The 24757-nt window shown below is 71.2% G+C and carries 22 protein-coding genes; 16 read left to right on the top strand and 6 right to left on the bottom strand.

All coding sequences use genetic code 11. The features are described 5' to 3' along the window. Window positions 1-37 precede the first annotated feature (37 nt). The 4 genes from JHN45_RS08350 (at window position 38) to JHN45_RS08335 (ending at window position 4128) form a co-directional block, all read left to right on the top strand. Window positions 38-1066: an HAD hydrolase-like protein gene (locus JHN45_RS08350; RefSeq protein ID WP_200712117.1), complete on the top strand. Its 1029-nt coding sequence runs from the start codon at window positions 38-40 to the stop codon at window positions 1064-1066. A 70-nt stretch (window positions 1067-1136) separates the two neighbouring features. After that, window positions 1137-2180: an iron ABC transporter permease gene (locus JHN45_RS08345; protein WP_200712116.1), complete on the top strand. Its 1044-nt coding sequence runs from the start codon at window positions 1137-1139 to the stop codon at window positions 2178-2180. 11 nt (window positions 2181-2191) lie between these two features. Continuing rightward, a complete protein-coding gene (locus tag JHN45_RS08340; protein WP_201048575.1) occupies window positions 2192-3232 on the top strand; it encodes an iron chelate uptake ABC transporter family permease subunit in 1041 nt (346 codons plus the stop codon). Then, window positions 3229-4128 carry an ABC transporter ATP-binding protein gene (locus JHN45_RS08335; protein WP_201048574.1) on the top strand — a complete coding sequence of 300 codons (900 nt, stop codon included), beginning with the start codon at window positions 3229-3231 and terminating at the stop codon, window positions 4126-4128. Before JHN45_RS08340 ends, JHN45_RS08335 begins: the two co-directional genes overlap by 4 nt. On the opposite strand, the gene JHN45_RS08330 is transcribed toward JHN45_RS08335, so the two are convergent. Then, window positions 4112-4459 (bottom strand): SCP2 sterol-binding domain-containing protein, encoded by a 348-nt coding sequence (locus JHN45_RS08330; RefSeq protein WP_200712113.1) that lies wholly within the window; start codon window positions 4457-4459, stop codon window positions 4112-4114. The two genes, JHN45_RS08335 and JHN45_RS08330, sit on opposite strands and share 17 nt — an antisense overlap. Before the next feature lie 42 nt (window positions 4460-4501). On the opposite strand from JHN45_RS08330, the gene JHN45_RS08325 reads away from it, so the two are divergent. The 5 genes from JHN45_RS08325 to JHN45_RS08305 all read left to right on the top strand — a co-directional run bounded on the left by JHN45_RS08325 (window position 4502) and on the right by JHN45_RS08305 (window position 9755). Then, window positions 4502-4795: a hypothetical protein gene (locus tag JHN45_RS08325; protein WP_200712112.1), complete on the top strand. Its 294-nt coding sequence runs from the start codon at window positions 4502-4504 to the stop codon at window positions 4793-4795. 7 nt (window positions 4796-4802) lie between these two features. Next, window positions 4803-5618 carry a TlyA family RNA methyltransferase gene (locus JHN45_RS08320; RefSeq protein ID WP_200712111.1) on the top strand — a complete coding sequence of 272 codons (816 nt, stop codon included), beginning with the start codon at window positions 4803-4805 and terminating at the stop codon, window positions 5616-5618. Beyond that, window positions 5615-6520 carry an NAD kinase gene (locus tag JHN45_RS08315; RefSeq protein WP_026179466.1) on the top strand — a complete coding sequence of 302 codons (906 nt, stop codon included), beginning with the start codon at window positions 5615-5617 and terminating at the stop codon, window positions 6518-6520. The genes JHN45_RS08320 and JHN45_RS08315 overlap by 4 nt, the downstream gene beginning before the upstream one ends. Before the next feature lie 152 nt (window positions 6521-6672). Next, on the top strand, window positions 6673-8391 hold the full coding sequence (gene recN / locus JHN45_RS08310) for a DNA repair protein RecN (protein WP_200712122.1): 1719 nt from the start codon (window positions 6673-6675) through the stop codon (window positions 8389-8391). A 227-nt stretch (window positions 8392-8618) separates the two neighbouring features. Continuing rightward, window positions 8619-9755, top strand: a complete 1137-nt coding sequence (locus JHN45_RS08305; protein WP_201048573.1) for a glycosyltransferase family 4 protein — start codon at window positions 8619-8621, stop codon at window positions 9753-9755. Between the two features lie 23 nt (window positions 9756-9778). Here JHN45_RS08305 and JHN45_RS08300 read toward each other — a convergent pair whose 3' ends face one another. Then, on the bottom strand, window positions 9779-10459 hold the full coding sequence (locus JHN45_RS08300) for a hypothetical protein (RefSeq protein WP_236583484.1): 681 nt from the start codon (window positions 10457-10459) through the stop codon (window positions 9779-9781). Between the two features lie 37 nt (window positions 10460-10496). On the opposite strand from JHN45_RS08300, the gene JHN45_RS54335 reads away from it, so the two are divergent. Beyond that, the gene (locus JHN45_RS54335) at window positions 10497-11009 is read left to right on the top strand and encodes a CGNR zinc finger domain-containing protein (RefSeq protein WP_200712109.1); all 513 of its coding nucleotides are present in this window, start codon (window positions 10497-10499) and stop codon (window positions 11007-11009) included. A 12-nt stretch (window positions 11010-11021) separates the two neighbouring features. Here JHN45_RS54335 and JHN45_RS08290 read toward each other — a convergent pair whose 3' ends face one another. The 4 genes from JHN45_RS08290 to JHN45_RS08275 form a co-directional block, all read right to left on the bottom strand. Further along, entirely contained in the window at window positions 11022-12668 is a 1647-nt protein-coding gene (locus JHN45_RS08290) for a PucR family transcriptional regulator (protein ID WP_200712108.1), read from the bottom strand. 43 nt (window positions 12669-12711) lie between these two features. Next, window positions 12712-14094, bottom strand: a complete 1383-nt coding sequence (locus JHN45_RS08285) for an FAD-binding oxidoreductase (protein WP_200712107.1) — start codon at window positions 14092-14094, stop codon at window positions 12712-12714. A gap of 113 nt (window positions 14095-14207) precedes the next feature. Then, window positions 14208-14417 (bottom strand): DUF6243 family protein, encoded by a 210-nt coding sequence (locus JHN45_RS08280; protein WP_200712106.1) that lies wholly within the window; start codon window positions 14415-14417, stop codon window positions 14208-14210. Window positions 14418-14473: 56 nt separating this feature from the next. Next, window positions 14474-16276 (bottom strand): glycoside hydrolase family 15 protein, encoded by a 1803-nt coding sequence (locus JHN45_RS08275; RefSeq protein ID WP_200712120.1) that lies wholly within the window; start codon window positions 16274-16276, stop codon window positions 14474-14476. A gap of 459 nt (window positions 16277-16735) precedes the next feature. On the opposite strand from JHN45_RS08275, the gene JHN45_RS08270 reads away from it, so the two are divergent. The 6 genes from JHN45_RS08270 (at window position 16736) to JHN45_RS08245 (ending at window position 24747) form a co-directional block, all read left to right on the top strand. Continuing rightward, entirely contained in the window at window positions 16736-18385 is a 1650-nt protein-coding gene (locus tag JHN45_RS08270) for a CTP synthase (protein ID WP_200712105.1), read from the top strand. A 133-nt stretch (window positions 18386-18518) separates the two neighbouring features. Further along, window positions 18519-19145: an NUDIX hydrolase gene (locus tag JHN45_RS08265; RefSeq protein WP_201048572.1), complete on the top strand. Its 627-nt coding sequence runs from the start codon at window positions 18519-18521 to the stop codon at window positions 19143-19145. Between the two features lie 199 nt (window positions 19146-19344). Beyond that, window positions 19345-21411: a tetratricopeptide repeat protein gene (locus JHN45_RS08260; RefSeq protein WP_201048571.1), complete on the top strand. Its 2067-nt coding sequence runs from the start codon at window positions 19345-19347 to the stop codon at window positions 21409-21411. A gap of 142 nt (window positions 21412-21553) precedes the next feature. Further along, a complete protein-coding gene (gene ald / locus JHN45_RS08255; RefSeq protein WP_201048589.1) occupies window positions 21554-22669 on the top strand; it encodes an alanine dehydrogenase in 1116 nt (371 codons plus the stop codon). A 402-nt stretch (window positions 22670-23071) separates the two neighbouring features. Further along, window positions 23072-24208: a ParA family protein gene (locus JHN45_RS08250; RefSeq protein WP_200712102.1), complete on the top strand. Its 1137-nt coding sequence runs from the start codon at window positions 23072-23074 to the stop codon at window positions 24206-24208. Next, window positions 24193-24747, top strand: a complete 555-nt coding sequence (locus JHN45_RS08245) for a hypothetical protein (protein ID WP_201048570.1) — start codon at window positions 24193-24195, stop codon at window positions 24745-24747. Before JHN45_RS08250 ends, JHN45_RS08245 begins: the two co-directional genes overlap by 16 nt. Window positions 24748-24757 lie beyond the last annotated feature (10 nt).

Below are 24757 nucleotides of genomic sequence, written 5' to 3'. Positions count from 1 at the left end.
GATCGGGTGAAAGCGATCGAACGAGGAGCGATGTGGAATGAGCCAGAGCGTCAGGACGAGTCCCGAGGGCAGTGGCCGGGCCCTGAGCGAGGCGTACGACACGGCGCTGCTCGACCTCGACGGGGTGGTGTACGCGGGGGGCAACGCGATCGCGCATGCCGTCGACTCGCTCGCCACGGCCCGCGCGGGCGGGATGCGGCTCGCCTACGTCACCAACAACGCGCTGCGGACGCCCGACGCGGTGGCGGAGCATCTCACTGAGCTGGGGATACCGACGGAGGCCGATGACGTCATCACCTCCGCGCAGGCCGTCGCCCGGCTGATCAGCGAGCAGGTGCCGGCCGGCTCCCGGGTGCTGGTGATCGGCGGGGAGGGGCTGCGGGTCGCGCTGCGCGAGCGCGGACTCGAGCCCGTCGACTCGGCGGACGACGATCCGGTGGCGGTCGTGCAGGGCTACGGCGGCCCGGACCTGGTGTGGGGGCGGTTCGCCGAGGCCTGTTACGCCATCGCGCGCGGGGTGCCGTGGTTCGCGTCCAACACCGACCTGACGATCCCGAGCGCGCGCGGTATCGCGCCGGGCAACGGCGCGGCGGTGGAGGTCGTACGGATCGCGACCGGGGCCGAGCCGCAGGTGGCGGGGAAGCCGTTGCCTCCGATGCACAAGGAGACGATCCTGCGGACGGGCGCCGAGCGGCCGTTGGTCGTGGGGGACCGGCTGGACACGGACATCGAGGGGGCGTTCAACGGCGAGGTCGACTCGCTGCTCGTGCTGACGGGCGTGACCGACGGAGCGCAGCTTCTTGCCGCGCCGCCGCAGCACCGGCCGACGTACGTCGACGCCGATCTGCGGGGCATGCTCACCGGGCAGCCCGAGGTCAGCGAGGCGGGAGACGGCTTCCGTTGCGGGGGTTGGACGGCGAAGGCGGGCCGGGAGCGGCTGGAACTCGACGGTGAGGGCGAGCCCCTGGACGGGCTGCGCGCGCTCTGCGCGGCGGCCTGGACGGCGGCCGGGGACGGCTCCTGCGCGCTGGACGCGGAGAAGGCGCTGGCGCGACTGGGGCTGTGACGAGGGGGCTCACCTTCCGGACAGGGACTCGCCCTCCGGGCCGTATGCGAGGGTAGGCTAACCTAACCTCGTGTTGGTCGACAGTCCCCCAGAACAGCGCGCGGAGACCGCCCCCGCGCCCCCGACCCGCAGGGCGGTACGAGTCCTTGGGCTCTTCGTCTCCGTGGTGCTCCTGCTGCTCGTCGCCCTGGCGAGCATCGCGATCGGCGCGAAATCGCTGCCGTTGGGGGATGTGTGGCACGGCCTGTTCCATGACTCGGGGACGTACGCCGACATCGTGGTCGACGACCGTATCTCCCGTACGGTCCTCGGGCTGCTCGCCGGAGCCGCGCTCGGCCTCTCCGGTGCGGTCCTCCAGGCGCTCACCCGAAACCCCCTCGCGGACCCGGGGCTGCTCGGCATCAACGCCGGCGCCTCGGCCGCGGTCGTCACCGCGATCACGTATTTCGGCGTCACCTCGCTGAGCGGCTACGTCTGGTTCGCCTTCGCGGGCGCGGCCGTCGTCGGGGCGCTGGTCTGGTTCCTCGGCGGCAGCCGGGGGGCCACCCCCGTGCGCCTCGCCCTCGCCGGTACCGCGATCAGCGCCGCGCTCTACGGCTATCTCCAGGCCGTCATGATCATGGACGACGCGGCGCTCTCCAAGATGCGCTTCTGGACGGTCGGTTCACTGTCCTCGGCCACCGGATCGACCATCACCCAGGTCGCGCCGTTCCTCGCGGTCGGCACCGTCGTCTCACTGCTGCTCGCCCGGCCGCTGAACGCGGTGGCGATGGGCGACGACACCGCCCGCGCCCTCGGCGCCAACCTCAACCGCACCCGGGCGCTCGCCATGCTCTCCGCGACCGTGCTGTGCGGAGCCGCGACCGCCGCCTGCGGGCCGATCGTGTTCGTCGGCCTGATGGTCCCGCACGTGGTGCGCTCCTTCACTGGCCCCGACCTGCGCTGGATCCTGCCGTACGCCACGGTCCTGTCGCCCGTGCTGCTGCTCGGCGCGGACGTCCTGGGCCGGTTGATCGCGCGGCCCGCGGAGCTGCAGGTCGGCATCGTGACCGCGGTCCTCGGCGGTCCCGTCTTCATCTTTCTCGTGCGGCGCCGAAGGACGGCTCAGCTGTGAAGACTTCACGTATGGGGGCCTCCCGGGTCCAGGCCGTACGGACCGGTGGTCTCTCCCTCCGCCTCGATCTCCGTGCCCTCACGGTCGTCGTCCTGCTCCTCGTCTGCGCGCTCGCCGCGAGTGTCGTGCTGATCGGTACCGGCGACTTCCCGATCTCGGCCGGTGACGTGCTCAAGACGCTGTTCGGGGGCGGTGACGCGGGCCAGGAGTTCATCGTCAACGAGCTGCGGCTGCCGCGGGTCCTCGTCGGGCTGCTGGTCGGCGCCTCGCTCGGGCTGGGCGGTGCGTTGTTCCAGTCCATCTCCCGTAATCCGCTGGGCAGTCCGGACGTCCTCGGCCTCTCGCAGGGGGCGACCGCCGGGGCGCTCGTCATGATCGTGCTGTTCTCCGGCAGCGCGACCGCCGTCACCTTCGGGGCGCTCGTCGGCGGTCTGGTGACCGGGCTCGCGATCTATCTGCTCGCCTGGAAGCAGGGGGTGCACGGGTACCGGCTCGTCCTGGTCGGCATCGGCGTCTCCGCCGTCGTCACCGCCGTCAACGGCTATCTGCTCACCAAGGCCGACCTCGTCGACGCGGCCCGCGCGGTCGTGTGGATGACCGGTTCCCTCAACGGCCGTGACTGGACCCAGGTCTGGCCGCTGCTCGCGCTGTGCGCCGTACTGCTGCCGCTCGTCCTCGCCAACGCGCGCGGGCTGCGGATGATGGAGATGGGCGACGACGTGTCGTACGCCCTCGGGGTGCGGGTCGAGCGCGTACGGCTGCTGCTGATGGTGGCCGCCGTGCTGCTCACCGCCGCCGCGACCGCCGCGGCCGGACCCGTCGGCTTCGTCGCCCTCACGGCGCCGCAGTTGGCCCGGCGGCTGACCCGCTCGCCGGGCCCCAACCTGGTGTCCTCGCTGTGCATGGGCGCCACCCTGCTCGTCACCGCCGACTGGGCCTCCCAACGGGCCTTCGGCGCCGACCAGTTGCCCGTGGGCGTGGTCACCGGAGTCCTCGGCGGGGTCTACCTCCTGTGGCTCCTGGTCACCGAGCGCAAGGCGGGCCGGATATGACCACGGAGAAGAACGCGAATACGAACACCTCGGCGAACGAGGCCAACCGAAGGAGCACCGTGAACCGCCTGTCCGCCGAGAACGTCACCCTCGCCTACGACCAGCGCGTCATCGCGCGCGAGCTGTCGGTGGAGATCCCCGACAACTCCTTCACGGTGATCGTCGGCCCGAACGCGTGCGGCAAGTCCACGCTGCTGAGGGCGCTTTCGCGGATGCTGAAGCCGAGCGAGGGCCGGGTGCTGCTCGACGGGCAGGTCATCCAGTCGATGCCCGCGAAGAAGGTCGCGCGGACGCTCGGCCTGCTCCCGCAGTCGTCCATCGCGCCCGACGGGATCACCGTCGGCGACCTCGTGGGCCGCGGCCGGTACCCGCACCAGGGCATCCTGCGCCAGTGGTCCCAGGAGGACGAGCGGGTCGTACGGGAGTCGATGGCGCAGACCGGGGTCGCCGAGCTGGCCGATCGCTATGTCGACGAACTCTCCGGCGGGCAGCGGCAGCGCGTGTGGATCGCGATGGCGCTCGCCCAGCAGACGCCCCTGCTGCTGCTCGACGAGCCGACCACCTATCTGGACATCCAGCACCAGATCGACGTCCTCGACCTCTGCGCCGAGCTGCACGAGGAGCAGGGCCGCACGCTGGTCGCGGTGCTGCACGACCTCAACCACGCGGCCCGGTACGCCACCCACCTCATCGCGCTGCGGGAGGGCGCGGTGATCGCGGAGGGGGCGCCGGGCGACATCGTCACGGCGGAACTGGTCGAGGAGGTCTTCGGGCTGCGCTGCCAGGTCATCGACGACCCGGAGACGGGGACGCCGCTGGTGGTGCCGGCGGCGCGCAAGGCACGTACGCGGGCGCGGACCGACCTCGACAAGGTGCCCGCTACAGAAGCTTCCTGAGGCGGAACAGGTCGAACACGTTGGCCTCCAGCTTCACCCGGCCCGAGCCCCAGGCCTTCGCGAAGTTCAGCCCGCCGTCGACCATGGCGACCAGGTCGTCACCGGCCATGGTCAGCCTGATCTGGGCCTTCTCCGGGGGAAGGCCCTCCACGGTCTCGTCCACCACGATCCGGCCGCCGGTCAGCCGCCCGACGAAGGTGACGTCGAGATCGGTGATCCGGCAGCTGACCGAACGGTCCATGGCCGCGGCTGCGCGGACATTCCCGTCGGCCTTCTGCATGTTGTCGGAGAGCTTCTCGAGTGCGACGCGGCACTCTTCGATCGTTGCCATCGTGATCGACGGTACCCCAGGCCGGCGGGGTAGCGTCTGGGCATGAGCGACTCAGTTCCCGAGGCCCAGGCCGTACCCGAGGCGGAGGCAGTACCCGAGGCGGAGCCCACGTACGACCCCGCCGCCCCCGCCCCGCTGAACGTGGACCGCACCCCGAGCGGCAACGCCGACGTCGACGCCCAGCTGGGGCGCCTCGCCGACACCGACCACCTCGCCACGGACGGCCATGTCGAGGTGTACGAGGATGTACATCGGGGGCTGCGCGACGCGCTCACCGCGCTCGACGCCCGCCCGGGACCTCCGGCGCCCCCTTCGTCGTACGGCAATAGGAGCTGAACCGAACGTGGCAGGAGTGGCACGCCGACGTCTCGACGCCGAGCTGGTGCGGCGGAAGCTCGCGCGCTCGCGGGAGCACGCGAGCCAGTTGATCGCCGCAGGGCGGGTCACCGTCGGCAAGACGGTCGCGACCAAGCCCGCCACCCAGGTGGAGACGGCGGCGGCCATCGTCGTCGTGGCGGATGACGACGACCCCGACTACGTGTCGCGGGGCGGCCACAAGCTCGCGGGCGCCCTGGAGGTCTTCGTGCCCCAGGGGCTCGTGATCGAGGGGCGGCGGGCGCTGGACGCCGGCGCGTCCACCGGAGGCTTCACCGATGTCCTGCTGCGGGCCGGGGCCGCGCAGGTCGTGGCGGTCGACGTCGGGTACGGACAACTCGCGTGGTCTCTGCAGAGCGATGAACGCGTCACCGTCAAGGACCGTACGAACGTACGCGAGTTGACGCTTGAAGCGATCGATGGGGAGCCTGTGGATCTTGTCGTGGGGGATCTGTCCTTCATCCCGCTCGGACTGGTGCTGCCCGCCCTGGCGCGGTGCACGAAGCCGGACGCGGACCTGGTGATGATGGTCAAGCCGCAGTTCGAGGTGGGGAAGGAAAGGCTGGGGAGCGGCGGTGTCGTACGCAGCCCGGAACTACGGGCCGAGGCCGTGCGCGGAGTCGCCCGGCGGGCGGCCGAGTCGGGGCTCGGGGTGCAGGGCGTGACCGCCAGCCCACTGCCCGGGCCGTCCGGGAATGTCGAGTACTTTCTGTGGCTGCGGGCCGGCGCACCCGAACTGGACCCGGCCGATGTTGACCGTGCAGTGGCGGAGGGGCCGCGTTGACACAGAACCGAGCTCGTACTGTTTTCCTCCTCGCGCACACGGGTCGCCCCGCGGCGATCCGGAGTGCCGAACTGGTCGTCAAGGGGTTGTTGCAGTCCGGCATCGGAGTGCGGGTCCTGGAGTACGAGGCACGCGACCTGCCGTTGCCCGACGAGGTGGAGACGGTCACCGAGGCCACCCCGCAGTGCCTCGAGGGCTGCGAACTGCTCATCGTCCTCGGCGGCGACGGCACGCTGCTGCGCGGCGCGGAGTTCGCACGCGCGTCCGGGGTGCCGATGCTCGGCGTCAACCTCGGCAGCGTGGGATTCCTCGCGGAGGCCGAGCGGGACGATCTCGACAAGGTCGTGGACCGGGTGGTCACCCGGGCCTACGAGGTCGAGGAGCGGATGACCGTCGATGTCGTCGTGCACAAGAACGGCAACATCGTGCACACGGACTGGGCTTTGAACGAGGCGGCGGTGCAGAAGGCCGGCGCCGAGAAACTGCTGGAAGTCGTGCTGGAGATCGACGGGCGCCCGGTGACGGGGTTCGGGTGCGATGGGATCGTTTGTGCGACGCCTACCGGGTCGACCGCTTACGCCTTCTCTGCCGGTGGGCCTGTGGTGTGGCCCGAGGTGGAGGCGTTGTTGATGGTGCCGATCAGTGCGCACGCGCTGTTCGCGAAGCCGTTGGTGACCTCGCCGGATTCTGTGCTGGCCGTCGAAGTGTTGCCGCACATTCCTCCGGGGGTGTTGTGGTGTGACGGGCGGCGGACTGTGGAACTGCCTGCTGGGGCTCGGGTTGAGGTGCGCAGGGGGGCTGTGCCTGTGCGGCTTGCTCGGCTGCACCATGCGTCGTTCACGGATCGGCTTGTTGCGAAGTTCGCGTTGCCTGTTTCGGGGTGGCGGGGGGCTCCTCACTAAGCGCGGCTGAGTGGGGGCTGAGCGCGCCCACGCGGCGGAGCCGCAAATCGATACAGCCCCGCGCCCCTTTGGGGCGCTTCCCTCCCCCGGGTGACAGGGTGCCTCGCGCTTCTCCCGCCCTACCTCGTAAGGTCTTCACCGTGCTGGAAGAGATGCGGATACGGTCGCTCGGAGTCATCGACGACGCTGTCGTCGAGCTGTCGCCGGGGTTCACCGCTGTCACGGGTGAGACGGGTGCGGGCAAGACCATGGTCGTCACCAGTCTCGGGTTGTTGCTCGGTGGGCGGGCGGACCCGGCGCTGGTGCGGATCGGGGCGAAGAACGCGGTCGTGGAGGGGCGGATCTCCGTCCCTCCGGGCGGCTCCGCCGTGCTGCGCGCCGAGGAGGCCGGGGCCGAGCTGGAGGACGGGACGCTGCTCATCAGCCGTACCGTTTCCGCCGAGGGGCGGTCCCGGGCGCACCTGGGCGGGCGTTCCGTGCCGGTGGGCGTGCTCGCGGAGCTGGCCGACGAGCTGGTCGCCGTGCACGGGCAGACCGACCAGCAGGGGCTGTTGAAGCAGTCCCGGCAGCGGCAGGCGCTCGACAGGTACGCCGGGGACGCCGTCACCGGGCCGCTGGCCAAGTACGCGGAGGCTTACCGGCGGCTGCGGGCGGTCGCCGTCGAGCTGGACGAGATCACCACGCGCGCGCGGGAGCGGGCCCAGGAAGCCGACATGCTGCGCTACGGCCTCGACGAGATCGCGGGCGTGGAGCCGCGGGCCGGGGAGGACGTGGAACTCGCCGCCGAGGCCGAGCGGCTCGGGCACGCGGAGGCGCTGGCGTCGGCCGCGACGGTCGCTCATGCCGCGCTGGCCGGCAACCCCGAGGACCCGGAGGGCATCGACGCGGCGACCCTCGTCGCGGGTGCGCAGCGGGCCCTGGAGGCCGTACGGTCGCACGACTCGGCGCTGGCCTCGCTCACCGACCGGATCGGTGAGATCGGCATCCTGCTGGGCGATGTGGCGGGGGAGCTGGCGGGCTACGCCGACGACCTGGACGCCGATCCGCTGCGGCTGGCCGCGGTGGAGGAGCGGCGGGCCGCCCTCAACGCGCTCACGCGGAAGTACGGCAAGGACATCGCGGCCGTGCTCGCGTACGCCGAGCAGGGGGCCGCGCGGCTGACCGAACTCGACGGCGACGACGAGCGGATCGACGAGCTGACCGCCGAGCGGGACGCGTTGCGGGCCGAACTGGGCGGCCTGGCGCAGGCGTTGACCGACGCGCGGACGGAGGCCGCCGAGCGGTTCGCCGCGGCCGTCACCGCCGAGCTGGCGTCCCTCGCGATGCCGCACGCGCGCGTGTCGTTCGAGATCCGGCAGACCGAGGACCCGGAGGGCGTGGAGGTCGGCGGGCGCGCGGTCGCCTACGGTCCTTCGGGCGTCGACGAGGTCGAGCTGCTGCTCGCCCCGCATCCCGGTGCTCCGCCGCGGCCCATCGCCAAGGGCGCGTCCGGCGGTGAGCTGTCGCGCGTGATGCTGGCCGTGGAGGTCGTGTTCGCGGGGACGGACCCCGTGCCGACGTATCTCTTCGACGAGGTCGACGCCGGTGTCGGCGGCAAGGCGGCGGTCGAGATCGGGCGGCGGCTCGCGAAGCTCGCGAAGACCGCACAGGTCGTGGTCGTCACGCACCTGCCCCAGGTGGCGGCCTTCGCCGACCGGCAGCTGCTGGTGGAGAAGACCAACGACGGGTCCGTGACCCGTTCCGGCGTGAAGGTCCTCGAAGGCGAGGAACGGGTACGGGAGTTGTCCCGGATGCTGGCCGGCCAGGAGGACTCGGAGACGGCCCGTGCCCACGCGGAGGAGCTGCTGGCGACGGCGAGGGCGGACGGCTAGGGCGGGTTCGTCGTTCAGGAGGTACGCGCTCCTCACTCGTACGGGTGACATCCCCGCCCGTGTTGCCCTTTCGTTCGGCCTCCGGGCTTTTCCGCGTTGTCGGAACACCCGTACGTACTGGCATCCTTGAGTTGGAACGCGTAGGAAGCGTGCGGTACACCCCCACCGCACGATCCTTCTGTACTTTCTTCGTGACCGCCCGTCGCCGAACCAGGAGCCCCGGCCACGTGACCCCCGTGAGCAGCCACTCACCGCACGGCCAGTCGCCGCTGCGCACCGTGCAGGTGCTCGGCGGGGGCAACGCCGCCAGCAGCGCGCATGTGCGCTCCCTGGCCTCCGGGCTCGTCGCGCGGGGCGTGCGGGTCACGGTGTGCGCCCCCGTCGAGGCCGATCACACCTACGACTTCACGGGTGCCGGCGCCGAACACGTGTACGTCCCGCGCAGCAGCGACCCGTCCTCCGTGGCCGCGCTGCGAGCCGCCTGCGCCGACGCCGACCTGGTGCACGCGCACGGACTGCACGCCTCCTTCCGCGCCGTCCTCGCGCTCAGCGGCCGTCGTACGCCCCTCGTGGTCACCTGGCACGACCGCGCCCAAGTCGAAGGGGCGCGCGCCCATCTGCTGCGGCTTCTGGAGCGGCGGGTCGTGAAGGCTGCGGTCGTCGTGCTGGGGGCCACGTCCGATCTCGTCGACCGGGCGCGGCGGACCGGCGCCCGGGACGCGCGGCTCGCCGCCGTCGCGCTGCCGGGGCCGCGCAAGGCCGTCGAGCACGAGGATCCCGACCGGCTGCGCCCCAAGCTCCGCGCCGAACTCGGCACCGCCGACCGCCCGTTGCTCGTCGCCGTCGGCTCGCTCGACCGGCAGCGCGGCTACGACACCCTCCTGGACGCCTCGCGCGGCTGGTGCCGCCACGATCCGACCCCGCTGCTCGTGATCGCGGGGGAGGGGCCGCTGCGGGCCGAGTTGCAGCGGCGGATCGAGGACGAGGAACTTCCGGTCCGGCTCATCGGGCGCCGCGACGACGTGGGTGAACTGCTCGCCGCCGCCGACCTCGCACTCCTGCCCAGCAGTTGGGAGTCCCGCTCGGTGATCGCGCAGGAGGCCCTCCACGCGCGCGTCCCGCTCGTCGCCACCGCCGTCGGCGGCATCCCCGAACTCGTCGGCGACGCCGCCGAACTCGTGCCCTACGGCGATGCCAAGGCCCTCTCCGACGCGGTCACCCGCCTGCTCCGCGACCCCGAACGCCGGGAACTGCTCCGGGAGAAGGGCGTCCGGCAGGCGTCCACCTGGCCCACCGAGGACGAGACCGTCGCCCAAGTGCTGAGTGTCTACGACGAGTTGACCCAGCCGCTGCCGTTGACCTGAGCGGAGCGTCCGGGCCCGGCGGATCAGTTCTCCGACAGCAGCCAGCCGATGCGTAGTTCTTCCGCGCCCGGACGGAAGGTGCGCATCAACTCGGCGCGCTCCGGGTCGTCCTCGGGGAGGCTGTCGGCGAGGAGGGCCTGCGAGGCGACCGTCTGGGGCCGGGCTCCGAGCGCGGCGCGCAGATGAAGTGAGCGGCGTAGCATCGCGATCCGCACGGCGGGCTCCTTGTGCGGTGCGAGGTGGCGGATGATGTAGGACTCGAAGAGGCCGTCACCGGTCTTCGTCGCGATCGTGAGAGCCGACTCGTAGAGCGGGACGGCCCCGGCCGCGTCCTCGTCGATGTTGTCCAGCAGGACCGCCCGGTGGTACTCGGCCCAGGCGCGCTGCTTCTCGTCGCCGCTCTCGGCGGCCGCGCGGTAGCCGGCCTCGGCCGTGGCGCGGTCGTCCGCGCGGGGGTCGCGCCGGAACAGCAGGCGGCTGTAGGCCAGTCGGCCCGTGAGCAGGTGACGGGTCGGCGACGCGGGATCGAGCGCCTCGACCGCCTTCTCGGCCTCCTCGTGCCCCTCGATCCGGAAGAACCAGCGGTCTACGGCGATCTCCGCGCGCAGTTCGGGTTCGGTGTCCGGGCCCAGGACGGCGAGCGCGGCGTCCCACTCCCCGAGCAGAAACAGGCGGCGGGCCGTGTAGGTGTCATCGGGTAACATGACGCCTACATTAGGAAGCGGCGACGTAGGTGGTCAAGTGCTCTACGGTGACTACATCGGGAACGTGACGCGGCTGGCCGTGGAGCTGGCCAATACCGGGACCCTCGACGAACAAGGCGAACTGGTCGCCGCGTTCTTCACGGAACACGAGGTCACTTCGCCGCCGGGTGGCGATTACGGCGAGCTGCCGGACCTCGTGCGCACGGCCCTGGCGGAGTCGGTCGACGGCGCCGCCCCCAAGGCCGTGCACCGCCTGCTGCGCGACTATCCGCCCGAGATGCACCTGTCCGACCACGACGGCGGCTGGCACATCCATTTCAGCCGCAACGGCACTCCGGCCCAGCGCTGGGCCGGTCAGCTGATCGCCGCCCAGCTCGCCCTGGTCGCGGCCGGGGATCCGGCGGTGACGCTGGGGCGCTGCGCCGCGGCCGGATGCGGCAACTACTTCGTGGACCAGTCACGGAACCGGACCCGACGGTTCTGCTCCAACGCGTGCGCGAGCCGGACGACGGTCGCGGCCCATCGGGCCCGGGCGGCGAAGAACTCGTAGCGGCCCGCGGACTCAGGGCACCAGCCTGCGCGCTCGCAGTGCGAGGCTCAACGCCAGTACCGTCTGGGGGTCTTCGAGGTCCGTGCCCAGCAACTCGCCGATGCGGGCGAGCCTGTTGTAGAGGGTCTGCCGGTTGAGGTGCAGTTCGCGGGCGGTCTCCGCCTTGCGGCCCGCGTGCGCCAAGTACGTTTCCAGCGTGGGCAGCAGGGGCGGTTTCGAGCGGTTGTCGTGGTCGCGGAGCGGGCCGATCGCGCGGTCCACGAAGGCCGCCAGGTCGGGGTGGTCGCGCAGTCGCCACAGCAGCAGCTCGATGTCCAGGCGCCGGGCGTCGTACCAGGGGCGGTCGGACAGGCCCTGGGCCGCCGTCGCCGTCTCGGCCGCGTGCCGCAGCCCCGCCGACGCCGCCGCCCAGCCGCCGGCCACCCCGACGACCACGATCGGCGGCTGCGCGCCCGGGCGTTGCATCCCGGCCCGCTCCACGCCCGCCCGCAGCGCCGCCGCGACCCGGTCCGCGACCGCCGACCGTTCCGACTCCGAGCGCAGGCCGAGGAGAAGGGGGACCCGGCCCTCGACCGGTCGTACGCCCAGCAGGACCGGGACTCCCACCGAGGCCAGCTCTTCCGCGACCGCGCGGGCCAGGACCGCCCAGCCGCCGCCGGGTGCGGTCAGCGCGTCGCCCAGCCGCATCACCACGGGCAGCAGCGGGCTGGTGCCGGGCTTGAAGCCGAGCACGCGGGCCTGGGCCGGGGCGTCCTCGGCGGCGATACGGCCCTCGGCGAGGTCGGTGAGGAAATCGCCGCGTCCGCGGGCCGCCAGCTCCTCCTCCTGGCGGGCCTGCATCAGGACCACGGCGAGGATGCCGGCGGCCCGTTCGGCGGCGATGCGGTGCACGGGGGCGAGGGGAGCGCGGACCGGGAGGAGGACGATCCGCGCGCGGACCGAACCCGTGCCGGGACCGCCCCCGGGCACGTCCACCAGCACCGAACCGGCGGACGGCGAGGCGTCCTTGTGCTGGCCGCGCAGCCCCTCCCACACCTGGAGCGGGTCGGCGCCCTCGGGTCCGGACCCGGCGGCGTAGAGGAGTTGGCCGTCCGGGGTCTCCAGGAAGACCGGGTTGCCGCTGAAGTCGGCCAGGATGCCCAGGACTTGGGGGATTCCACCGCCGCCCAGCAGGGCCTGCGTGCAGCGGCGGTGGACCTCCTCGGCCTGCTGGAGGAGCGCGTAGTGGCCGTTGACGATCTCGGTGTGGATCTCCTCGGTGACTGCCACGAACGGCACCTCGCGGTGCAGCTGGACCAGCGGGAGTCCGGTCGCCCGGGCCGTCTCGACGAGGGTGGCGGGGAGGCGGGTGAACCGCGGGCCGAGTTCGACGACCAGGGCCGCGATGCCCCGCTCGGCCAGGGTGCGGACGAAGGCGCGCTGCTCCGCCGGGCGCGTGCCGAGGCCGTAGCCCGTGGTCAGGAGGAGTTCGCCGCCCTTGAGGAGGGAGGCGATGTTCGGGACCTCGCCCGCGTGCACCCAGCGCACGGTCCGCTGCAGCCGGTCCGCGCCCGCCAGGATCTCCGGCAGCCCGCTGCGCAGCCCGGGCAGCTCCAGCGCCCGCTGAACGGTGATCCCGGCACCCTGGCTGTCGAATGTGCTGTCCGTACGGCTGTCCATGCAGCGGACGCTACCTGCGCGGATGCCCTCCGCACACCTCGGGCTAGGCAGGCGCGATGTTGTGGTTGAAGCGGAAAACGTTGTCGGGGTCGTACTCCCGCTTCACGGCCGCGAGCCGCCGGGTGTTCTCGGCGCCCAGGCCCGCCGTCACGCGGTCCGTGCCCTCGTCGCCGACGAAGTTGAGGTAGACCGCTCCGGTGCTCCAGGGCTGGACCCGGGCGCGGACGTCCTTGACCCAGGCGATGCAGCGTTCGTCGTCGGCCGGGTCCTCCCAGATGCCGAAGGGGTGCACGGCCCAGGGCGCGTCCCGATAGGGCACCGGGAACTCGGTGGGCCCGGAGGCGATGGCGCCGCCCAGCGGGAACAGCACGTGCTGGGTGCCGGTGGGGACCGGCATGCTCTCCCCGAGCGCGCAGAAGACATCCGTGAACTCGTCGGGCGCGCCGGTCAGATACTCGGCCGACCAGTAGTTCCGCAGGTTCGGCGGGTCGTCGAGCATCGTCTGGAAGTGGGTGTACGGCAGCGCGGTGACGATCTCGATCTCGTGCGGCAGCGCCAGCAGCGGCTGGGCCAGCTTGCGCAGGTCCTCCTCCGCCCCGGCGTAGGTGATGAGAGCGCCACACAGTCGCGTGCCGACCAGGTGCTCGGGCACGAACTCCTCGGGCGGGCCGGTGAGATAGATGACTCCGCCGCTCGCCTCCTGCGGGCCGTTCTCGATGATCTCGCGGTAGGTGCGGACCACGTCAGGGCCGTGCTCGGGGTCGTACATCATCAACGCGACGGAGAACTCGGGCAGTTCGTGCAGTCTCAGGGTCAGCGCGGTGGCGATGCCGAAGTTCCCGCCGCCGCCGTGCAGGGCCCAGAACAGCTCCGGGTTCTCCTCGGCGCTCGCGTGCACCACGGTCGCGTCGGCGGTCACCAGGTCGACGCCGAGCAGGTTGTCGACGGAGAGGCCGAAGGCGCGGTCCAGCCAGCCGGAGCCGCCGCCCAGGACGAAGCCGCCGACCCCGGTCGTGGAGACCCGGCCGCCGGTGGTCGCGAGACCGTGCTCCTGGGTCGCGCCGTCCAGTTCGCTCATGGTGGCCCCGCCGGCGATCCGTACCGCCCGGGCCGCGGGATGGACCGTCACCTCGCGCATATGGCGCAGGTCCACGACGAGCGCCCCGTCGCCCAGCGCCATGCCGGCGACGCTGTGGCCGCCGCCGCGCACCGCGATCGGCAGGTCCAGGTCGCGCCCGAAGCGTACGGCCCGTACGACATCCGCCTCGTCCACACACTGCGCGATCACGGCGGGACGCCGGTCGATCATCGCGTTGAAGACGACACGGGCGTCGTCGTAACCCTGATCCCCCGGGGCGAACACGTCGCCGACCAGATCCTCGCGCAACGCGGTGAGAGCCGCGCTCGCCGTCGAGAGGGAAGCCATGGCCGCCCCCCTTTCAGAAAAGGGGCTTTTGTCGGCTTCCAGCCTAGGCGGGTGACGTGCGGCGGTCGCGCTGGGCCGCCGCACGTCACCAAGCCGTAAGGACCGGCCGGGCGTCAGCCCTTCGCGGTGTCGTCGCCCGCCTGCCCGGCGGCCTCGGCCGCCTTCTCGCGCATCTTGCGCACGAGTTCCGCCTTCAGGTCGGCCGCGCCCTGGCGGTCGAGGTTGCGGTGCGGACCGTGGTTCTGCCGTTCGGCGCGGGACTGCTTCTTGCGCTTGCCGCCGCCCTGGCCCACGGGGTTGTTGATGTTCTTGCTGACGGTCATGGTTCTCCCGGTAGTGATGTCAAGTGGTCCGCGGATTCATCACCCCGGCGACGGTGTCAGCCGCCGTAGGCCCCCGAAGCCGTGAGGCGCAGGGCCGTGTCGATCAGCGGGACGTGGCTGAAGGCCTGCGGGAAGTTGCCGACCTGGCGTTGCAGGCGCGGGTCCCACTCCTCGGCCAGCAGACCCAGGTCGTTGCGGAGCGAGAGCAGCTTCTCGAACAGCTTACGGGCCTCGTCCACCCGGCCGATCATCGCGAGGTCGTCCGCCATCCAGAACGAACAGGCCAGGAACGCGCCCTCGTCACCGGGGAGGCCGTCGACGCCCTCGTCCTCGCCCGAGGTCGGGTAGCGCAGGATGAAGCCGTCCGGGGTGGACAGTTCGCGCTGGATCGCCTCGATCGTGCCGATGACGCGCTTGTCGTCGGGAGGCAGGAAGCCCATCTGCGGGATGAGCAGCAGCGAGGCGTCCAGCTCCTTCGAGCCGTACGACTGCGTGAAGGTGTTGCGCTCCTTGTCGTAGCCGCGCTCGCACACGTCCCGGTGGATGTCGTCGCGCAGTTCGCGCCACTGCTCCAGCGGGCCGTCCGCGTCGCCCGACTCGATCAGCTTGATCGTGCGGTCGACCGCGACCCAGGCCATCACCTTCGAGTGCACGAAGTGGCGGCGCGGGCCGCGGACCTCCCAGATGCCCTCGTCGGGCTCGTCCCAGTGCTTCTCCAGGTAGCGGATCAGCTTGAGCTGGAGGAGGGAGGCGTAGTCGTTGCGGGCCAGGCCGGTCATGTGGGCCAGGTGCAGGGCCTCGGTGACCTCGCCGTAGACGTCGAGCTGGAGCTGGTGCGCGGCGCCGTTGCCGACCCGGACCGGGCCGGAGTTCTCGTAGCCGGGCAGCCAGTCGAGCTCCGCCTCGCCGAGCTCGCGCTCGCCGGCGATGCCGTACATGATCTGCAGGTTCTCCGGGTCGCCGGCCACCGCGCGCAGCAGCCACTCGCGCCAGGCGCGGGCCTCCTCGCGGTAGCCGGTGCGCAGGAGGGAGGAGAGGGTGATGGCCGCGTCGCGGAGCCAGGTGTAGCGGTAGTCCCAGTTGCGGACGCCGCCGATCTCCTCCGGGAGGGAGGTGGTCGGCGCGGCGACGATGCCGCCGGTCGGGGCGTACGTGAGGGCCTTGAGGGTGATCAGGGAGCGGACGACGGCCTCGCGGTAGGGGCCGTGGTACGTGCACTGGTCGACCCAGTCGCGCCAGAACTCCTCGGTCGCCACCAGGGACTGCTCCGGCTCGGGGAGGGCCGGGGGCTGCTTGTGCGAGGGCTCCCACGAGATGGTGAACGCGATGCGGTCACCCGGCGCGACGGTGAAGTCGGCGTAGGTCGTGAGCTGCTTGCCGTAGGTCTCCGCCGATGTGTCGAACCACACCGAGTCGGGGCCCGCGACGGCGACCGTGCGGCCCTCGTGCTTGTGCACCCAGGGGACGACCCGGCCGTAGGAGAAACGCATCCGGAGCGCCGAGCGCATCGGGACGCGGCCGGAGATGCCCTCGACGATGCGGATCAGCTGGGGGGCGCCGTCACGAGGGGGCATGAAATCGGTCACGCGGACCGTGCCTCGCGGGGTGTCCCACTCGGACTCCAGGATCAGCGAGTCACCTCGGTAGCCGCGCCGGGCCGCGGTGGGCGGCGGCGCGTCGGCGGCGTGGGCCGGGCCCAGCCGCCAGAAGCCGTGTTCCTCGGTGCCGAGCAGACCGGCGAAGATGGCATGGGAATCGAATCGGGGCAGGCACAGCCAGTCCACCGTGCCGTCCCGGCAGACCAGGGCAGCGGTCTGCATGTCTCCGATGAGTGCGTAATCTTCGATGCGCCCGGCCACGTGCAACTCCAGTCGAACGGCCACGTCGCCCCACCAAGAAGGGGGCGGTCGCTGTGTGCGGTCAAGGGATCGTTTGTAGTGCGTCGTTGAGCCATGAAGCAAATGGGGGTCGTCGCCCAACGGGCCGACGAGCTCTCGTTGTTCCGGGATATACGGGCGGGGGTGGTGCCGTGTTCCGGACCGGCTCGGCAGCGAGTGTCCGAGCAGGATACGACGCACGTAGATGATCTGTGTGCCGCTCTCGCCAACGGACCTGGGCCGAACGGGTGAGCAGCACGTGAGAAGCAGGTAACCAGGGCGCGTCTGTGTCGACGCGAGTCACCAGTGTGTCGAGGCGAGTGCGGAGCGTGGCCGGAAGCCATCTCGTCCGGGCGCTGATACCCTGGTAGCCCGTGGACCGGTGGGCACAAAACCCCCGACCGCAACTCGAACCGCGACCACGGGAGCCCCCTCTTGGCCATGCCACCCAAATCCACGACGACCAAGCACATCTTCGTCACCGGGGGTGTCGCCTCCTCGCTCGGCAAGGGTCTGACGGCCTCCAGCCTGGGCATGCTGCTCAAGGCCCGGGGCCTGCGCGTCGTGATGCAGAAGCTCGACCCGTATCTGAACGTCGACCCCGGCACGATGAACCCCTTCCAGCACGGTGAGGTCTTCGTCACCAACGACGGCGCCGAGACCGACCTCGACATCGGCCACTACGAGCGTTTCCTCGACCGCGACCTGGACGGCAGCGCCAACGTCACCACCGGCCAGGTCTACTCGACGGTCATCGCCAAGGAGCGGCGCGGCGAGTACCTGGGCGACACCGTGCAGGTCATCCCGCACATCACCAACGAGATCAAGCACCGCATCCGGCGGATGGCGACCGACGAGGTCGACGTCGTCATCACCGAGGTCGGCGGCACGGTCGGTGACATCGAGTCGCTGCCCTTCCTGGAGACGGTCCGCCAGGTCCGCCACGAGGTCGGCCGGGACAACGTGTTCGTGGTCCACATCTCGCTCCTGCCGTACATCGGCCCCTCGGGAGAGCTGAAGACGAAGCCCACCCAGCACTCGGTTGCGGCCCTGCGGAACATCGGTATCCAGCCGGACGCGATCGTGCTGCGCTCCGACCGCGAGGTGCCGACCGCGATCAAGCGCAAGATCTCCCTGATGTGCGACGTCGACGAGGCCGCCGTGGTCGCCTGCCCCGACGCCCGCTCGATCTACGACATCCCCAAGACCGTGCACAGCGAGGGCCTGGACGCCTATGTCGTCCGCAAGCTGGACCTGCCGTTCCGCGATGTGGACTGGCGGACCTGGGACGACCTGCTCGACCGCGTCCACAACCCGCTGCACGAGATCAACCTCGCGCTGGTCGGCAAGTACATCGACCTGCCCGACGCCTACCTCTCGGTCACCGAGGCGCTGCGCGCCGGCGGCTTCGCCAACAAGGCCCGGGTGAAGATCAAGTGGGTCACCTCGGACGACTGCAAGACCCCGGCGGGCGCCGCCAAGCAGCTCGGTGACGTCGACGCGATCTGCATCCCCGGCGGCTTCGGCGACCGCGGTGTCTCCGGCAAGGTCGGCGCCATCCAGTACGCCCGCGAGCACAAGATCCCGCTGCTCGGCCTCTGCCTCGGCCTCCAGTGCATCGTGATCGAGGCCGCGCGCAACCTGGCCGGCATCGCGGACGCCAACTCCACCGAGTTCGACGCGGCCACCGGCCACCCCGTCATCTCCACCATGGCCGAGCAGCTCGACATCGTCGCCGGCGACGGCGACATGGGCGGCACCATGCGCCTGGGCATGTACCCCGCCAAGCTCGCCGAGGGCTCCATCGTGCGCGAGGTGTACGACGGCAAGGAGTACGTCGAGGAGCGCCACCGCCACCGCTACGAGGTCAACAACGCCTATCGCGCCGAGCTGGAGAAGAAGGCCGGGCTGCAGTTCTCCGGCACGTCCCCGGACGGCAAGCTCGTGGAGTACGTGGAGTACCCGCGCGAGGCGCACCCCTACCTCGTCGCCACGCAGGCCCACCCGGAGCTGCGCTCCCGCCCGACCCGGCCGCACCCGCTCTTCGCGGGCCTGGTCAAGGCGGCCGTGGCACGCAAGACGGGCAAGTAGTACGAGGGTTGTACGGTGACCGGGGTGCGCGCCTTCAAGAGGTGTGCACCCCGGTTTCTTTTGTCATGCAGGTCGTAATACAGGTCGTAATACAGGTCTTTGCAATGCAGGCACGTGCGCGGGAGGACAGGGCATGACCATCAAGGACACCCCGGAGGAGTGGGAGGTCCGGGCGACCGCGACCCCCTTCGTCGGCAACAAGACCTCCGTGCGCACCGACGACGTCGTGATGCCCGGCGGCGCGGTCGTGCACCGCGACTACCAGGTCCACCCCGGCTCCGTGGGCGTCCTCGCCCTCGACGAGCAGGACCGGGTGCTGCTCATCCGGCAGTACCGCCACCCCGTGCGGCAGAAGCTGTGGGAGATCCCGGCCGGACTCCTCGACATCCCCGGCGAGAACCCGCTGCACGCGGCCCAGCGCGAGCTGTACGAGGAGGCGCACGTCAAGGCCGAGGACTGGCGGGTGCTGACCGACGTCTACACCACGCCCGGCGGCTGCGACGAGGCCATTCGCATCTTCCTCGCCCGCGATCTCTCCGAGGCCGACGGACAGCGCTTCGAGGTCGAGGACGAGGAGGCCGACATGGAGCACGCGCGCGTGCCCCTCGACGACCTGGTCCGCGGGGTCCTCGCCGGCGAGCTGCACAACAACTGCCTCGTCGTCGGCGTCCTCTCCCTGGTCGCCGCCCGGCACGGCGAGGGCATCGACGCGCTGCGCCCGGCCGAGGCGCCGTGGCCCGCGCGTCCCTTCGAGTCCTGAAGCCGCAATTCCCCTGAAGCCACGCCTCATCCTTTCGGCGTCCTTCGGCGTCTTCCGGTGTGACCATCGGCTGATCCGATCGGGGGATGTGCCCGCCGCGCTCCGCACGGTTCGTCGCAGAGCGTGAACTAGGCTCTGGAATCACCCGATCCGGAGTCCCGGCGGGCTATGCGCGTGCAGTGGGACGGGAGTGTGGCCCGTGACGGATCAGGCAGTGGACACAGATGGCGTGAAGCTGTCCGAGGACACTTCTGCCGAGGGTCAATTCCTGGGCCGCGCAAGAGAGTTGAAGGAGCTGCGGGCCGACATCGAGCGCGCGGGCCTGGACACCATCGCCGGCCGGAAGGCGCCCCGCGCGCGTGTCCTCCTCATCGCGGGCAAGCCCGGCTCCGGCCGCAGTGCCCTCGCCGGGGAACTCGTCCGGCAGGTCGCTGACCGTTACGACCACGGTGTGCTCCGGGCCCGGCTCAGCGAACCCGACGGCACCCCCGTCCCCACCGAACGCACCGCCCGCGAACTGCTCACCGCCCTGGAACTGCCCACCCCGGCCGGCGCCTCCGAGGACGACCTCTCGGACATCCTGCGCGCCGCCCTCGCCGACCGGCGGGCCCTGCTCCTGCTCGACGACGCGGCCGACGCCGAACAGGTCGACGCGCTCCTTCCGGACACGCCCGACTGCCTGGTCGTCGCCGTCTCCGGCGGCCCGCTCACCGGCATCGCCGACGTCCGCCCGTGCACTCTGGGCGGCCTCGACACCAAGTCCGCGCTGGAACTGCTCACCCGCTACACCGGCGCGGTCCGCATCACCGTCGACCCGCTCGCCGCCGAGGGCCTGGTCGAGGTCTGCCGGGCCCAGCCCGCCGCGCTGACCCTGGCCGGCGGCTGGCTCGCCGCCCGCCCGCAGGCCGCCGTCGCCGACCTCGCCAAGCACCTGCACGCCGAGAGCGACGAGGGCACCGCGCTCAGCCGAGTCTTCCGGCTCGTCTACGGCTCGCTGCCCAGCCCCGCCGCCCGGATACTGCGACTGCTCTCCCTCGCCCCGGCCGGCCTGGTCGACCCGCAGACCGCCTCCGCGCTCGCCGGCTGCTCGGTCAACGGCGCCCGCGCCACCCTGGACGACTTCGTCACCGCGGGCCTGCTGCGCGCCCTGGACTCCCCGCTGCCGCAGTACGAGGTCCCCGGCTGCCTTCACCCCCTGCTGCACGCCCTCGCCGAGACCCAGGACCGCCCGGCCGAACTCCAGCTCGCCCGCGCCCGCATGCTGGAGCGGACCGTACGGCTGCTCCAGTCCTGCCGCGCCATCACCGAGACCGACAGCCCCCAGGCCAAGGAAAAACTCCTCGGCATGCCCAGCTCGCTGCGCTTCCCCAACCCCCGGGCCGCCGCCGACTGGCTGCGCGTCCGCCAGCCCGCCCTGCTGGCCTCCGCCCGCCTCGCGGTCGCCGACGGCGAACTCGACACGCTGGCGCGGCGGTTGATGTCCCAGCTGGTGCGCGCGATGGTCGCCCACTTCGGCACCCAGGCCGCCGCCCCCGAGCTCTACGGCATCCACAGTCTCGTCCTCGACGTGGCCGAGCGGCGGAATCTGCCCCGCGAGCAGGCCGCCGCGCTGCTGAACCTCGCCGATCTGGACGCGCAGACGGGCCGTACGACCGAGGCGCTGGCGCGCTATCGGGCCGCGCTGGACGCCGGACGCGAAGCAAATGACCCGTATGCGACCGGGCGCGCGATGGAATCCGTAGGGTGCGCGCACCAGGAGCTCGGCGACTACGACCGGGCCGCCGACTGGTTCGGCCGCGCGCTGGCCCAGCGGCTGGCCCGGGACGAGCGCGCGGAGGCCGCCCGGCTGTACGGCCGGATCGCCGCCGCGCACACCTACGCGGGCCGCTACGGCGAGGCCCTGCGGAACTGGCGGGCGGCCGTCGCCGGGTACCGCAAGAACGGTGATGTGCCCGCCCAGGCACGGGCGTTGAGCGAGCTGGCCCGGGTCCAGGAGTACGCGGGCCGCCCCGAGGAGTCGCTGCTCACCTGTCACGAGGCCGTCGAGTGGGCGCGCCGCGCGGAGGACGTACGGCTGCAGGCGGCGCTGCAGCTGCGGCTGGCCGACACCCTCGACCGGCTGGGCGATCCGGCGTCCGCCGCGCTGCACCGCGGCACGGCCGAACGCATGCTCGGTGAGGAGCTCCAGGAGGGTGATCCGGCCCCCGAATCCCTGGAACATGACGCTAACGCCTGCGAAATCCGTAGTACATCCGCTGAAGATTGATGCATTGAAAGGCTAGACAGCGAGAACACCTTCATTAAACTGGCTCTGCCGCACCTTCTCCTGCGGTCTCCCGGTGCGCTCACGCATGTCCGGGTATGAGATGTATTGCCCCACACCCTCTGAGCCAAGGACCGTGATCCACGTGAAGGTCGGCATCCCCCGCGAGGTCAAGAACAACGAGTTCCGGGTGGCCATCACACCCGCCGGCGTGCACGAGCTGGTGCGCCACGGCCACCAGGTCGTCATCGAGCAGAACGCCGGCGTCGGCTCCTCGATCCCGGACGACGAGTACGTGGCGGCGGGCGCGAAGATCCTCGCCACCGCCGACGAGGTCTGGGCCACCGCCGACCTGCTGCTCAAGGTGAAGGAGCCCATCGCCGAGGAGTACCACCGCCTCCGCAAGGACCAGACGCTCTTCACCTACCTGCACCTGGCCGCCTCCAAGGAGTGCACCGACGCGCTCATCGAGTCCGGCACCACCGCGATCGCCTACGAGACCGTCGAACTGCCGGGCCGCGCCCTGCCGCTGCTCGCCCCGATGTCCGAGGTCGCGGGCCGCCTCGCCCCGCAGGTCGGCGCCTACCACCTGATGCGCTCGGTCGGCGGCCGCGGTGTGCTCCCCGGCGGTGTCCCCGGCACCCAGCCCGCGCGGGCCGTCGTCATCGGCGGCGGTGTCTCCGGCTGGAACGCCACGCAGATCGCCGTCGGCATGGGCTTCCACGTCACACTGCTCGACCGCGACATCAACAAGCTCCGCGAGGCCGACAAGGTCTTCGGCACCAAGGTCCGGGCGATCATGTCCAACTCCTTCGAGCTGGAGAAGGCCGTCCTGGACGCCGACCTCGTCATCGGCGCGGTGCTCATCCCGGGCGCCAAGGCCCCGAAGCTGGTCACCAACGAACTCGTGTCCCGGATGAAGCCCGGAAGTGTGCTTGTCGACATCGCGATCGACCAGGGCGGCTGCTTCGAGGACTCCCGCCCGACCACCCACGCCGAGCCGACCTTCCCGGTCCACAACTCGGTCTTCTACTGCGTCGCCAACATGCCCGGCGCGGTGCCGAACACGTCCACCTACGCGCTCACGAACGCGACGCTCCCGTACATCGTGGAGCTCGCGAACCGCGGCTGGGTCGAGGCGCTGCGACGTGATCCTGCTCTCGCCAAGGGCCTCAACACCCATGACGGCAAGGTGATTTACCGCGAGGTCGCCGAGGCGCACGGACTGGAGCACGTCGAGCTGGAGAGCCTGCTCGGCTGACTCTGTCGACTAAGTCACCGTTCAGCAAAAGGCGATACGTCAACACAGGTCGTCAACACCGCGCACCCGGCCGGGCCTTGCTCGACAGGCCCGGCCGGAAGTGTGTGTATGGTCACTTTGCGGCGATCGGTCAACTCGCCCCGAACATAACCCTTGAACCGATTCGTGCACCGGTGAAACCTGCCGTGCGACTGCCGTACGCCCTTGACAGAGGGATGTTTCATTGCCGACACATCGGGCCGGGTCCGGCGGATTGTGTTGCTGCGAACACCCGACACGCCATAGAGTCGCCAACCGTCGGCATGGTGCCACGCTGACCTATCGAGAAGTTCCCTGGTCACCAAGGAGGTAAGACGACTTGTGAATGAGTCGACATTTTCTCCCGGGGGTGGTCAACCAGGAATGCCGGCAAGGGGCCAGGAGCCCGCGGGGTTCGAGGCTGTCGGCTCCGTCGCTGTGCGCACCTTCGCAGCCCACCGGGGTCACCACAAGCCAGGGGTGACCCAGCCAGCACACCAGAGCATGGATGGCCATCACGTGAACGCCATGGCCGGCGACGGAAGGGGCGCGCCCCACAACCATTTCGCCGACTACGACGAACTGCCCGACGGGCACTTCTACGACCCCGACGCCGAGTACGAGCCCGATCCCGAGTACGCGGCCACACTCGCGCCCGACGCGGCCCGTCAGCGCCGCGAGCGCGTGGGCCCGACCGGACGCCCGCTGCCCTACTTCCCGATCCCGGGCCCGCTGACCAGTCACGGCCCCGCGACGATCATCGCGATGTGCAACCAGAAGGGCGGCGTCGGCAAGACCACGTCGACCATCAACCTGGGTGCCGCGCTCGCGGAGTACGGACGACGCGTACTGCTCGTCGACTTCGACCCGCAGGGCGCGCTGTCGGTCGGACTGGGCGTCAATCCCATGGAGTTGGACCTCACCGTCTACAACCTGCTCATGGAGCGGGGCATGTCGGCCGACGAGGTGCTCCTCAAGACAGCTGTCCCGAACATGGACTTGCTGCCGAGCAACATCGACCTGTCCGCCGCCGAAGTGCAGTTGGTGAGCGAGGTCGCGCGCGAGTCCACCCTGCAAAGGGCGTTGAAGCCGCTGATGGCCGACTACGACTACATCGTGATCGACTGTCAGCCCTCCCTCGGCCTGCTCACCGTGAACGCCCTGACGGCGGCCCACAAGGTGATCGTGCCGCTGGAGTGCGAGTTCTTCGCGCTGCGCGGTGTCGCGCTGCTGACCGAGACGATCGAGAAGGTCCAGGAGCGGCTCAACCCCGAGCTGGAGCTCGACGGCATCCTCGCCACGATGTACGACTCCCGGACCGTGCACAGCCGTGAGGTGCTCGCCCGCGTCGTCGAGGCGTTCGACGATCACGTCTACCACACGGTCATCGGCCGCACGGTGCGCTTCCCGGAGACCACGGTCGCCGGTGAGCCGATCACCACGTACGCCTCCAACTCCGTCGGTGCCGCCGCCTATCGCCAGCTCGCCAGGGAGGTGCTCGCCCGGTGTCACGCCGAGTGAGTCTGCCGGGGGCCGACGAACTGTTCCGTACGACAGGGGGGATGGCGCTCCAGGCGTCCACCCCCAGGCGCCAGTCCAACGGCGAGGCGCGGGTACCGGCTCCGGCGGGGGAGAGCGACGGTGCCGCCGCCGGGGAGGACGCCCCGCATTCCGTACCCGCACAGGGCGGTGACGGCGAGGGCGCGGAGCATGTGGCGGCCGACGCGGACGCGGGCGAGTCCCGCAGCCGGGCCGCGGAGGGCTCCGTACGACGTCAGGAGGCGCAGGAAGGTTCTGCCGCCGGACAGCCCCGCAAGCGCGGCCGACAGCCCGCCCAGCGGCGTCCCAGCGGGCGGGAGCGACACGACGAGAAGATCACCGTGTACGTCTCCGCCGAGGAACTGATGGACCTGGAGCACGCCCGGCTGGTGCTCCGGGGCGAGCACGGCCTCGCGATCGACCGCGGACGGATCGTCCGCGAGGCGGTCGCCGTGGTGCTGGCCGATCTGGAGTCCAGGGGGGACGCGAGCATTCTCGTCCGCCGGCTTCGCGGGCGGTAGCGGTAGCCTG

The organism is Streptomyces sp. MBT53 (genome assembly GCF_016654115.1).
Taxonomy (GTDB): Bacteria; Actinomycetota; Actinomycetes; order Streptomycetales; family Streptomycetaceae; genus Streptomyces.
Note: the sequence above shows the minus strand (reverse complement) of the source record. Positions and strands in the feature narration are given on the sequence as shown.